This is a genomic window from Haloferax sp. ATB1, from assembly GCF_000730175.1.
In genome coordinates, this window is the sequence record NZ_JPES01000099.1 from 1 (window position 1) to 11,454 (window position 11,454).

Below are 11,454 nucleotides of genomic sequence, written 5' to 3' on the forward strand. Positions count from 1 at the left end.
GCCCGCGGCACCGTCGCTCGCGGCGGGCGGTTCGACCGCCGGCTACCGCGTCGTTTTTCCCCCGGGCGCGGGTTCGTTCAGTCATGCGAATCGGTGTCGTCGTCAACCCCGTCGCGGGGATGGGCGGCCGGGTCGGCCTGAAGGGAACCGACGGGAAAGTCGAGGAGGCCAGAGCGCGCGGCGCGGAGCCGCGGTCGCCCGAGCGGGCGCGACGAGCGCTCTCTCGGCTCTTCGAGGCCGCTCCCGAGACGGAACTGCTCGCGTGGGGCGGCGAGATGGGCGCGKCGGCCGCCCGAGATGCCGGCTTCGACCCCGAGGTGCTCGGCGAGCCGTCCGGCGACGAGACGACCGCCGCCGACACTATCGCCGCCGTCGAGGCGTTCGTCGCCGCCGACGCGGACCTCGTGTTGTTCGTCGGCGGCGACGGCACCGCGGCCGACGTGGCCGAGGCGCTCGACGGGACCGACGTGCCGATGCTCGGCGTCCCCGCGGGCGTGAAGGTCTACTCCTCCGTCTTCGCCGTCTCGCCCGAAGACGCCGCCCACGTCGTCACGTCGTTCGAGCGGACCGAGGCCCGCGAGGTCATGGACATCGACGAGGACGACTACCGCGAGGGCGAGGTCAGGCCGGAACTCCGGGCGGTCGCGCACGTCCCCGTCGCCGAGGACCTCCAGTCGTCGAAACAGACCGGCGGCGGGACCGTCGAGGCGCTCGCCGCGGGCGTCGCCGACGACATCCGTGCGACCGAGGGCGTCACCTACGTCCTCGGCCCCGGCAGCACCGTCGGCGCGGTGAAAGCCGAGTTGGGCATCGACGGGTCGCCGCTCGGCGTCGACGTCTACCGCGACGGCGAGGTGCTCGCCCGCGACGCGACGGAGGCCGACATCCTCGATAACCTCGGCGAGGAGAACGTCATCGTCGTCACGCCCATCGGCGGACAGGGCTTCGTCTTCGGCCGCGGCAACCCCCAACTCTCCCCGGCGGTGATTCGCCGCTGTGACGTGTCGGTCGTCGCCTCGCGGTCGAAGCTCGACGCGATTCCGGTCCTCCGGGTCGACACCGACGACCCCGACCTCGACGCCGACCTCCGCGGGTGGACGAAAGTCCGCGTGGGTCGCGTCGAGCGGCGGATGATGAAAATCGAGTGAACGTCGCACGTCAGTCGCGGCCGACTCGGCACGCCAACAGAAAAAATCGAGCGAGAGACCGCTCCCGTCGGCCGCCTCGTTAGTCGTCCGCCGGTGCCTGTTGTTTCGTGATGTACTCGACGATTTCGTCCGTTTCGGTCTTGAACTCGTCGAGGTCGGTCTCGTTCCCGTGGAGAACCGTCGAGAAGTACTTCGTGTCGGCGGCGAGATTGACTGCCTCTTTGAGTTCCTCGTCCGTGACGCCGCTCAACCGCGCTTCCTCGGTGTGGAAGTAGATACAGTAGGGACAGCTAGTCGCGGCCGCGACGCCGACGCCGATGAGCGCTTTCTCTCTCCCGGACAGTTCGGTGTCTTCCCCTAGATTGAGGTCGCGGAAGAGCCCCCAACTGTGTTCGCTCGCCGGTTCTGCCAAGTCCTCCATCCAACTCGGGACTTGACCGAGCATTCCCTCCATCTCTTGTCGTGTGTCTTTCGATAGCATTTCTTTCCCCGTTACCTCCGCAGTCCCGTCGCTATGGAGGTGCTTATTACGAGGATCCGGAGCAGTAAAGTTATGAACCGTCTGGGAAATTATAACATGTCTGTATCGACGATGTTCCGGGGAAATTCGGGGTTAATACGCCGGTAGACGGGACAGTTCTCTCCCCGTCCCGACCGCTCGACGTGGATGATTTAATATTTGGAATCATGTGCAATGAGACCCACTACCCATTATTCATGGAGGGTGTAATATAGTGAGATTTAAGGTCATTGGATGGGTTCTGACTGGCATGGAAACCCGGAAAGTCCAGCGTCTCGGTCCCTCCACGCTGGCGATGACGCTTCCAGCGGAGTGGGCCAAGGAACACAACGTCGAGAAGGGCGACGAAGTGACCATTCGGACGAGCGGGAAGGGAACGCTGACCGTTCTCCCCGAATCGGTCAACACCGAAGATTCGAAGGCGACGATTCGCGCTGACAGTCTGAACGCGGAGGCGCTCGAACGCGCCATCGTGGCGCAGTACGTCCTCGGACGGCGCGTCATTCACATCGAAAAAAGCGAAGGCGCGCTCGATTCGGACCACATCAACGCCGTCTACAAGGCCGAGACCCAACTCATGGGCCTCGGCGTCATCGAGGAGACGCCCGAGCGAATCGCGATTCGCTGTTCGGTTGACGCGGAGGACTTCACCCTCAACAACCTGCTCGAACGCCTCGAAAACACGGGGAGCACGATGCGCGGCGAGGCCGTCAAGGCGCTCGCCCACGGCAACCCCGACCTCGCCCAGCGGGCGCTCAACCGCGAGCGACAGGCGAACAAGATTTTCGTCCTCCTGCTCCGACTCATCTTCACGTCCTACCAGAACCCCAACCTCGCGCGGGCGGTCGGCCTCGACTCCGGCTTCCCGCTCATCGGCTACCGTTCGGTGGCGAAGAACCTCGAACTGACCGCCGACAACGCCGAGGACATCGCCAACATCGTCATGGACGCCGATGGACACACTATCGACGTCGACCAGTCGACGATGCGGCGCATCCGCGAGTTCACGGACCACGTCGACGAGATTACGACGACCGCGGTGCGGGCCGTCGTCGAGCGCGACTACGACCTCACAATCGAGTGCCGAGAGCTGTTCCGCGAGATAAGCGACCGCGAGCGCGACATCCTCAACGACCTCCCGGAGATGGAAAACCAAAAGCTCCTCCAGATTCGCGAGGTGCTCGTGAGCCTCCAGCAGACCGCGCAGTACGCGATGCGGAACGCCGAAATCGCGTCGAACCTCGCGCTCAACGAGGAATCGGACCACGTCACGATAGACTGAGAAGTCGAAAGAAATCGCGGGCGACGGGGCGGCGGCGCGCCGTCGCGCTCAGTCGGCGATGACTTCCATCGCCTCGCTGTTCTCGGTCTCGGACGACTCTTTTTCGCCCGTCAGCGGGTTGCGACTGGCGATGCGGCAGTCGAACGCCGGATGCTCGCCGAAGTGCCGGAGTATCATGTGACGCCGCGACCCCGTGATGCCGGTTCGGCCGATGTCCTCGGCGGTAAAGCGCTCGGGCAGGCGGTCGTACAGTCGACGCAGTTCGTCGAAACTGGTGAACACCTTCGCGTTGCCAGTGGAGTCCGCGCCACGGCGGGAGACGACGTAGCTTCCGTCCCGGCGGTACTCGCCGGCCGTGCGGAAGAACTCTCGTTTCTCGGTCAGCGCCGAGCCGATGGCCTCCTGCAGGTCGGCGGCGGCGTCTCGGGACAGTTCACAGGACTGGTCGCCAAAGGAGACGACGATGGTTTCGTCGTCGCTCTCGACGGACACAGGGTTCTCATTACGGGAGAAGAACTCGATCAGGAGCGTGGGTACTCCGTGTCATATCATCGAATATCTCGCCCGACGGTAAAGGGTTGTCGGCTGAGTCAGGAATCACCGAAGATTTCTCGGCGAACCGGGGCGGTCGCACGAGGGTTCGACTCGCCGTCCGCCGCGGGGTGGGACACGGCCGCTACAGGAGGCCGTCGTCGGTCGTGGTGGTTCCGCCGTCCGACGTGGTTGTCGTAGTCGTCGTTGTTGTCGTAGCGGTCGTTGTCGTCTCGGTTGTCGTCGTTGTCGCCGTCGCGGTGTCTGTCGACGTCTCAGTTGCAGTCGCGGTCGAGGTGGTCGTCGCGGTTTCCGTGGCCGTCTGGGTCGCCGTCTCGTTCCCCTCCGACGCCGCCTTGTTCCCGAAGATGTCCGTCTCGAACGTCTTTTCGTAGGTCAGCGGGTCGAGCGGAACGCGGAGGGTCGTGCCGCCGGCGTCGAGGTTCGCGTAGAAGTCGATGCGCAGGTCGGTCGTCTGGTCGCGTTCGAGGTGCGAGACCCACCACTCGTCGAGTTTGTCGTTCTGAATGTAGGTCGTCGCCTCGATGGTCTCGGTCGACTGCGGCGGGATGACGTACTCGGAGTTGGTCGTCCCTTCGCCCACGTCCACGTCGTTCATGGAGATGTCGTAGCCGAGTTCGGAGACTGCGACCGGGTACGGCTTGGGGTTGTGGACGACGAACGTGAGTTCGAGCGCCGTGCGCTCGCCCGTGGACTCGCCCCACTCGGCGCTCGTCTCGTTGACGTACAACACGGGGTCGGAGACGACCGGCGAGTCCGCGTCTATCTCGCGGGTCTCCGTGGAGTTGAACGCCGACAGCAGGTCGGTGTCGATGCTCCGGGTTATCTCGGGCGCTTCGAAGGTCCGGCCGAGCGTCTCCGAGGAGACGTTTGCGTCCACGACGAGGTCGGTGTGTTCGCCGTTCTGGATGTGCGAGACCCACCACTCGGGGATGCGCTCGTTTTCGAGGGTCGTCCGGAGCGGGACCGCCGAGGTCCCCCGCCCGATAGCGACGCCTTCCTTCTCGCCCGTCGCCATCCGAATTCCGTTCATCTCGACGCCGTAGTCGACTTCGAGGCCCGAGAGATTCGCCGAAAGCGGGTTGGGGTTCGAGACGTACAGGTCGGTCTCGATGACCGTCTCCGTCTCGTTGACCCCGGCGAACCGGTTGTCGACCCGGTCGACGCTCGGCGCGCCGATGACGCCGGTCACGTACGCCCCGCCGACGCCGGCCGCGACGAGCACCAGCGCGACGAGTGCGATACGGAGTTTTCCGCCGAACAGCGCGGATGTCAGTCCCATCGTTGTGGACACACGAGACTAGTGGTACATATGTCGAACGGCCGAGCGCGGGGTCGGTCCACGGGACCATGCCACACACCTTGCGCCCACGTCACGACGCCCCACGACAGGCGGTGTCGAATGAACTAAGTGCGCACCCGCGAAGGTCGGAAACATGGAAACCAAGACGGTTCAATCCGACAAGTCCATCGGCTTTGCGGCGTTGTTCGGCGTGCTCACGCTCGTCGGCGCAGGGCTGATGGTCGCCGGACCGGACCAGTTGACGAAGGCGCTCGGATTTATGGTAGCGATTATCGCGGCCTCGCTGGCCGTCTGCGGTGCGCATCTGTTCCAGTAGCTATCAACGTTGAGGAACACGGGTAACCGTTAATAACGCCCATTCCCTAGACGGCCCGAGGATGACTGAGTACACCGACGAGGAACAACGCATTCTCGCCTATCTCCGCGACAGCGTCAGCCGCGGCGAGGGCTACTTCCGGGCGAAGAACATCGCCGAAGCCATCGGTCTCACCGCGAAGCAGGTCGGGTCCCGCCTGCCGCGGCTGGCCGAGAAGTCCGAGGACGTCGAAATCGAGAAGTGGGGCCGCGCCCGCTCGACGACGTGGCGCGTCACCCGAAGCTGAGGCGATTCCACGGCTTTTTACTGTGGAGGTGTGATGGTATCCCATGACCGTCCGCGTGAAACGAACCTTCGAGTTCGACGCTCCCGGCGAGCGCGTCTGGGAGTTTATCGCCGACCCGGCCAAGCGAGCGGGGGCTATCAGCGTCGTCGACCGCTTCGACGTGGCCGACGACGGCCGCCACGCGACGTGGTACCTCGAACTGCCGATTCCGCTCATCCGCTCGACGGTGACCGTCGAGACCGAAGACATCGAAGTCGACGAGCCGACGCACGTCAAGTTCGTCGGCAAGTCGCGGGTGATGCGGGTGACGGGCGAACACACCATCGAAGAGCGTGACGGCGGGAGCCGCCTCGTCAACGAGTTCATCGTCGACGGCCGGCTACCGGGTGTAGAGGCGTTCTTCGAGCGCAACCTCGACCGCGAACTCGACAACCTCGAAGCGGCGCTCCGGCGCGAGTTCGAAGCGACCGCCTGAGACCGAAGACGACCGTTCGGTCCCGTCGAGACCGGTGAGACGAACCCCAAGAACCGTGCGCTCACGGGGCGTGGGAACCCGTGTTGCGGTGGGTTTATACATCACGGCTCCTAAGCGAAAGTCGCCGACGCAATAGGCGCTTTTCTCGCCAGTCGTCGGCGACTCCACATCCGCCGCACCCGCCGCAACGTTTCGGGGTCCGTTGCGGCATCCGAAACGACGTGGCCACGTCGTTTCGCGCTCCCAAGCCCGGTGGGAGCGCACTCCCCTCGTCTCACTTCGCCAACTGGTGACACGAGATTCGGCGGGAGGCGAATTCGCCTCCGCCTTTTGACGACCGCTTCGCTCCGAGCCACGGCGCTGTCGGTCGCCGATACCGGCCGCGTCTCGGAGCGCACGCTTCTTTCCTCCGGGGGCCGTGGAGACACCATGACCGAGGCGATTCGAGGCGACGTGCTGCACGCCATCCCCCCGGACGAACTCGACGAAGAGGACCTGTCGCCCGAACTCCGGGCGCTGGCCGACTCGCGCCACGTGCTCGTCGTCCGGAAGGGCGGTCACCCCTCGATACTCGACCTCATCTGGGCGTTCGTCCGCCGCGACCCCATCGAAGCGGTGACCGTCGTGACCGACCGCCACGTCGACGAGGACGAGGAAGTGACGCTGACCGTCGAGGGGACGGACATGCCCGGCGTCTACGTTACGGCGGCCGCTCACCGTGAGGAAGCGTCCGCGGACGACGGGTGAAACGACGGAGCGAAAAGGTGGGACAGATGCGGGGCCGCGGCGGGTAACCGACCTTACTCGTCTTCTTTGGTCTTGATGTCCGCGGAGAGGCCCTGCGCCATGCGAATCTCCTTGGAGTTGTTGAGCGTCCACGCGGTGCGCTCGGTGACGGCCTCGATGATTTCGCGGGCCGAGGGGTAGCCGTTGCCGGACTTCTTCACGCCGCCGAACGGGAGGTGGACCTCCGCGCCGATACACGGGAGGTTCCCGTAGGCGAGGCCGACCTCGGCGTGGTCGCGGAAGTAGTTGATCTGGCGGTAGTCCTCGGAGATGACGGCACCGGCCAGTCCGTAGTCGGTGTCGTTCTGAATCTCGACGGCGTCCTCGATGTCACCGGAGTACTTCAGGAGGGCGACGTGGGGACCGAAGACCTCCTCGTGGGTACAGCGGAGGTCGTCGTGGGGGTCCGCCTCGTAGACGAACGGCCCGACCCAGTGGCCCGCCTCGTGGCCCTCGGGAATCTCGTCGTCGTCGAGTTCGGTGCGGTCGACGAGGACGTTCACGCCCTCCTTCGCCGCGAGTTCGTTGTACTTCGTGACCTTCTCCTTGTGGCCCTCCTCGATGAGGGGGCCCATGAAGGTGTCCTCGCGGAGCGGGTCGCCCACGGAGACGCTCTTCGCGTTCTCGACGAAGCGTTCCTTGAACTCGTCGTACACGTCCTCGTGGACGATGATGCGCTCGGAGGAGACACAGCGCTGGCCGGTGGTCTTGAACGACGACATCGTCGCGGAGTGGACCGCGATGTCGAGGTCCGCCTTCTCCGTGATGACGACGTTGTTCTTGCCGCCCATCTCACACGCGGCGAGCTTGCCGGGCTGTTGGGCCACCTTGCTCGCGACCTCGTGGCCGACCTCGGCGGAGCCCGTGAACAGCACGGAGTCGACGCGCTCGTCGTCGACGATGCTCGCGCCGGCGTCGCCGAAGCCCTGTACCATGTTGAACACGCCGTCCGGAATGCCGGCGTCCTCGAACATCTCCGCGATGATCTGACCGCACCACGGCGTCTGCTCGGCGGGCTTCCAGACGACGGTGTTGCCCTCGACGAGCGCGACGGCCATGTGCCAGAAGGGGATGGCGACCGGGAAGTTCCACGGGGTGATACAGCCGACGACGCCGCGGGGTTTGCGGCGCATGTAGGCGTCCTTCGCGGGAATCTCGGAGGGAATCACGTCGCCTTTGGGGTGGCGGGCGTCGCCCGCGGCCCACTCGACCATGTGGTACGCCTCGATGACGTCGGCGCGGCCCTCGGAAATCTCCTTGCCGCACTCCTTGGTGACGACCTCCGCGAGTTCCTCGGTGCGGTCGCGCAGTTCGTGGTAGATGTCCCAGAGGTACTCCGCGCGGTCGATGTGCGAGAGTTCGCGCCACTCCTCGTACGCCTCGTCGGCCGCGGCGGCCGCCGCGTCGATGTCCTCGGGCGTGCCGCGTCGGAACGTCCCCAGCGACTCGCCCGTGGCGGGGTTCGTGCTCTCGAACGTCTCGTCGCCGGTTCCGTCCGTCCACTCGCCGTCGATATAGTGCCGATATTCGTCCTGCGCCATATGACTCTAGAGTCACAACTAGGATTAATAACCCCGGACCCTCCCATGGAAGGGACGTGGCCGGGTCGGTGCGTCAACCCACACCCGAGTGACCACAGACAACATCTTACGTAGCGGCGTATTACCCGGTGTATGAGCGAGCGCACGTCAGGTGAAGGTACGCGCCTCACGCTCGACCTGTGGCATCCGAACTGCTGGGCGATAGAATCGACGAGCGAGTACGACGGCGGCATCCTCGCACACGCCATCTACGACGCCCCCACCGCGGGCGTCGAGCGGTCGAACGGACTGTTCACCGCCTACGGCGAGTCGCTCGACGAGGTCGAAACGCTCCTCGACGTTATCGCCGACTCGGACCTTACCGGCGAAGTGTTGGAACTGCAAGAGCGGTTCGACTCCCGCGGGAAGCACGTCGCGCCCGGCCCGGTCGCCCGCGAGTTCTTCTTGGAGTACGACCCGAGCGACATGATGTGTCCGGAGCTACTCAAGCAGGGCTTCGTCCACAGCGCCCCCACGCAGATAGAAAACGGCCGGGAGCGGTGGGAAGTCTGGTTCGCGGGCGCGAGAGAAGAGATTCAGCCTCGCATCGAGACCGTCATGGACGAGACCGGAGCCGAGATTCGCGTCGCCTCCATCTCCACGTCCGAGGGCGCGGAACCGGAGCGCAGTCGGCGGCTCGACACGCTCACCCGAAGCCAGCGGCAGGCGTTCGAACTCGCGCGCGAGGAAGGCTACTACCGCTGGCCCCGTGAGGTATCCACCCGCGAACTCGCCGCCGAGATGGACATCTCGAAGACGACGCTGCTCGAACACCTCCGAAAGGCGGAATCGAAACTGCTCGACCCGCAGTAGCACGGGACGAGTCGGGGGCCCTGTCCCGACTCAGATGCCGGCGACGGCGCGGAGCGCGAACAGCGCGTTCGATTTCCGCTCGCGGACGCGCCGGTAGAAGTAGGAGAACCACTTGTCCCCGTAGGGGACGTACTGCCACATCTCGATATCGGCGTCGGCGAGGTCGCGCTGGCCGTCCTCGCGCACGCCCATGAGCATCTGCACCTCGTAGGGCGTCCCGTACTGTTCGTGGAGGTGTCGGGCGTGCGCGATCATGTGCGGGTCGTGACTGCCGACCGCGACGCCGTCGTCGAACTCGGTGAACATGTATTCGAGGAGCTCTTCGTACACCTCGTCCACCTTCGACTTCTCCTTGTACGCGATGGACGCCGGTTCGTTGTACGCGCCCTTGACGAGGCGGACCTTCCCGGGGACCTCGGCGAGGCGTTCGAGGTCCTCGCGCGTGCGTTTCAGGTTCGCCTGCACGCAGACGCCGACGTTCCCGCCCGTCCGGTGACCCAAGTCGTCGACGGCGTCGAGGGTCACGTCGGTCGTCTCGTGGTCCTCCATGTCGACCCAGACGAACACGTCCTCGGCGTCCGCGGCGTCGACGATGCGGTCGAGGTTCTCCCGGAACGCGTGGTCGCCGATGTCGAGGCCGATCTGTGAGGGTTTCACCGAGACGCACCCGTCGAGGTTCGTCGCGCCCAGTTGGCGGACGAGGTCGACGTACGCGTCGGCGTCGGCGTCGGCGTCGGCTCGGTCGGTGTAGTGCTCGCCGAGCAGGTTCAGTATCCCCGCGATGCCGTCGCGGTTCAGCGACTCGACGTGCGAGACCGCCCCGTCGGCCGTCTCACCCGCCACGAAGTTGTTCGCGATGGGGGGTATCATGTCCCGCTATTGTGAGACACATACCCTAAAGAGAGACCCTACCAAATAATTCTGAAAAATATTACTGAAATAATCCCCGGACGCTCGTTTCGTCCGGCGGGTTTCGGGCTCCCGACCATGGACGGTTACAGGTATATTTACGATAATTGGAGAGCATAGCTTGTTATGTCACCACACGACATGGACCGCAGAACGCTGCTGAAGCTGTCGGGACTCTCACTTGTCGGGGCGACCGCCGGTTGTCTCGAAGGCGAAGACGAGGGCACGGCCACGGCCACGACGACTGAGGAGAGTGGCGGTGGCGGCGGTGAGGAGACCACCACGACGACCGAGGAAAGCGGTGGCAGCGGCGAGTCGTACACCATCGGCATGGTCGACTCGCTCACCGGGTCGCTCGCGCCCTACGGCGAGCGCAACACCCGCGGCCGCGAACTCGCACTCGCCGCCATCAACGAGGCAGGCATCGGCTCCGAGGGGGCGTCGCTAAGAATCTCCGTCGAGGACGACGAGAGTACGAACCAAGGCGGGGTCAACGGCGCGCAGAAGCTCGTCAACCAGGACGGCGTGCCGCTCCTCATCGGCTCTGTCGGCTCGGGCGTCTCCATCGCCATCCACGACAGCGTCACCAACGACGCCGGCGTCGTCCAAATCAGCCAGAACAGCACGAGCCCCGAACTCACGTCGCGGCCGAACCTGCTCCGCATGAGCCCCTCGGGGGCCGCAAAGGGGCAGGCGCTCGCCAATCTCGTCAACGACGACGGCCACGACACCGTCGCCGTCACGTGGATCAACAACGACTACGGGACTGGCCTCTCGGACGTGTTCGCCGAGACGTTCGAGTCCGACCTCGGCGGCACCGTCGCCTACAACGAGCCCCACGACCAGGGGCAGTCGTCGTACAGCGGCATCCTCACCGAGATGGCCTCGACGGACGCCTCCGCGTGGGTGTTCATCACGTACGCCAACGAGTACACCGTCATGGTCAACGAGGGGTTCGACCAGGGTTACAACACGGCCGTCGACTACTACGGCGCGGAGTCCACCGTCGCCGACTCAATCATCGAAAACACGCCCGCGGGGAGCATGGACGGCATGAAGGGTATCACCGAGAGCGCCCCGCAGGACCAGGAGAACTACCAGAACTTCGTCTCCGCGTTCGAAGAGAACTACGACGCGACGCCGACGGTCTGGTCGGCGTACGCCTACGACGCCGTCACGGTGGCGGCGCTCGCCATCGAGGCGGCCGACGAGTTCTCCGGCGAGGCCCTCGCGTCCGTCGTCCGCGACGTGACCCGTCCCGAGGGCGAGGAGGTCTTCAACTTCGAGGAGGCCGCGGCCGTCCTCCGCGACGGCGGCTCGCCGAGCGACATCAACTATCAGGGCGTCAGCGGGCCTGTCGACCTCGACGAGAACGGCGACCCGCCGGGCTACTACCAGATTTACAGCGTCCAGGACCACGAGTACGTGTTCGGCGACTACATCACGAGCTAACCATGCACGCACGGAACGGACGCCGACCGACC

At 65.2% G+C, this 11,454-nt stretch carries 13 protein-coding genes; 8 read left to right on the forward strand and 5 right to left on the reverse strand.

Annotation, left to right across the window (positions count from 1 at the left end):
* The first annotated feature begins 83 nt into the window (after nt 1-83).
* Nucleotides 84-1,148 carry an ATP-NAD kinase family protein gene (locus tag ATB1_RS16205; RefSeq protein ID WP_042665654.1) on the forward strand — a complete coding sequence of 355 codons (1,065 nt, stop codon included), beginning with the start codon at nt 84-86 and terminating at the stop codon, nt 1,146-1,148.
* Between the two features lie 79 nt (nt 1,149-1,227).
* Here the strand turns inward: ATB1_RS16205 and ATB1_RS16210 are convergent, their stop codons facing one another.
* A complete protein-coding gene (locus ATB1_RS16210) occupies nt 1,228-1,602 on the reverse strand; it encodes a carboxymuconolactone decarboxylase family protein (RefSeq protein ID WP_082256463.1) in 375 nt (124 codons plus the stop codon).
* Between the two features lie 316 nt (nt 1,603-1,918).
* On the opposite strand from ATB1_RS16210, the gene ATB1_RS16215 reads away from it, so the two are divergent.
* The gene (locus tag ATB1_RS16215; protein WP_042665658.1) at nt 1,919-2,950 is read left to right on the forward strand and encodes a phosphate uptake regulator PhoU; all 1,032 of its coding nucleotides are present in this window, start codon (nt 1,919-1,921) and stop codon (nt 2,948-2,950) included.
* A gap of 48 nt (nt 2,951-2,998) precedes the next feature.
* Here the strand turns inward: ATB1_RS16215 and ATB1_RS16220 are convergent, their stop codons facing one another.
* The gene (locus tag ATB1_RS16220; protein ID WP_082256464.1) at nt 2,999-3,442 is read right to left on the reverse strand and encodes a hypothetical protein; all 444 of its coding nucleotides are present in this window, start codon (nt 3,440-3,442) and stop codon (nt 2,999-3,001) included.
* Nucleotides 3,443-3,626: 184 nt separating this feature from the next.
* Nucleotides 3,627-4,784 (reverse strand): LEA type 2 family protein, encoded by a 1,158-nt coding sequence (locus tag ATB1_RS16225; protein ID WP_042665659.1) that lies wholly within the window; start codon nt 4,782-4,784, stop codon nt 3,627-3,629.
* Between the two features lie 154 nt (nt 4,785-4,938).
* Between ATB1_RS16225 and ATB1_RS16230 the strand changes: the two genes are divergently transcribed.
* The 4 genes from ATB1_RS16230 to ATB1_RS16245 all read left to right on the forward strand — a co-directional run bounded on the left by ATB1_RS16230 (nt 4,939) and on the right by ATB1_RS16245 (nt 6,629).
* Nucleotides 4,939-5,121: a hypothetical protein gene (locus tag ATB1_RS16230; protein ID WP_004043756.1), complete on the forward strand. Its 183-nt coding sequence runs from the start codon at nt 4,939-4,941 to the stop codon at nt 5,119-5,121.
* A gap of 61 nt (nt 5,122-5,182) precedes the next feature.
* Nucleotides 5,183-5,407 carry a hypothetical protein gene (locus ATB1_RS16235; RefSeq protein WP_004043755.1) on the forward strand — a complete coding sequence of 75 codons (225 nt, stop codon included), beginning with the start codon at nt 5,183-5,185 and terminating at the stop codon, nt 5,405-5,407.
* 43 nt (nt 5,408-5,450) lie between these two features.
* Nucleotides 5,451-5,882: an SRPBCC family protein gene (locus ATB1_RS16240; protein ID WP_042665660.1), complete on the forward strand. Its 432-nt coding sequence runs from the start codon at nt 5,451-5,453 to the stop codon at nt 5,880-5,882.
* A gap of 429 nt (nt 5,883-6,311) precedes the next feature.
* Nucleotides 6,312-6,629 carry a hypothetical protein gene (locus ATB1_RS16245; RefSeq protein ID WP_042665709.1) on the forward strand — a complete coding sequence of 106 codons (318 nt, stop codon included), beginning with the start codon at nt 6,312-6,314 and terminating at the stop codon, nt 6,627-6,629.
* Between the two features lie 53 nt (nt 6,630-6,682).
* On the opposite strand, the gene ATB1_RS16250 is transcribed toward ATB1_RS16245, so the two are convergent.
* Nucleotides 6,683-8,209: an aldehyde dehydrogenase family protein gene (locus tag ATB1_RS16250; protein WP_042665662.1), complete on the reverse strand. Its 1,527-nt coding sequence runs from the start codon at nt 8,207-8,209 to the stop codon at nt 6,683-6,685.
* A gap of 132 nt (nt 8,210-8,341) precedes the next feature.
* On the opposite strand from ATB1_RS16250, the gene ATB1_RS16255 reads away from it, so the two are divergent.
* Entirely contained in the window at nt 8,342-9,061 is a 720-nt protein-coding gene (locus ATB1_RS16255) for a helix-turn-helix domain-containing protein (protein WP_042665664.1), read from the forward strand.
* Nucleotides 9,062-9,091: 30 nt separating this feature from the next.
* On the opposite strand, the gene ATB1_RS16260 is transcribed toward ATB1_RS16255, so the two are convergent.
* Nucleotides 9,092-9,931, reverse strand: coding sequence for a proline dehydrogenase family protein (locus ATB1_RS16260; protein WP_042665666.1), 840 nt, complete (start codon nt 9,929-9,931; stop codon nt 9,092-9,094).
* A 180-nt stretch (nt 9,932-10,111) separates the two neighbouring features.
* On the opposite strand from ATB1_RS16260, the gene ATB1_RS16265 reads away from it, so the two are divergent.
* Nucleotides 10,112-11,422 carry an ABC transporter substrate-binding protein gene (locus ATB1_RS16265; protein ID WP_052368070.1) on the forward strand — a complete coding sequence of 437 codons (1,311 nt, stop codon included), beginning with the start codon at nt 10,112-10,114 and terminating at the stop codon, nt 11,420-11,422.
* Nucleotides 11,423-11,454 lie beyond the last annotated feature (32 nt).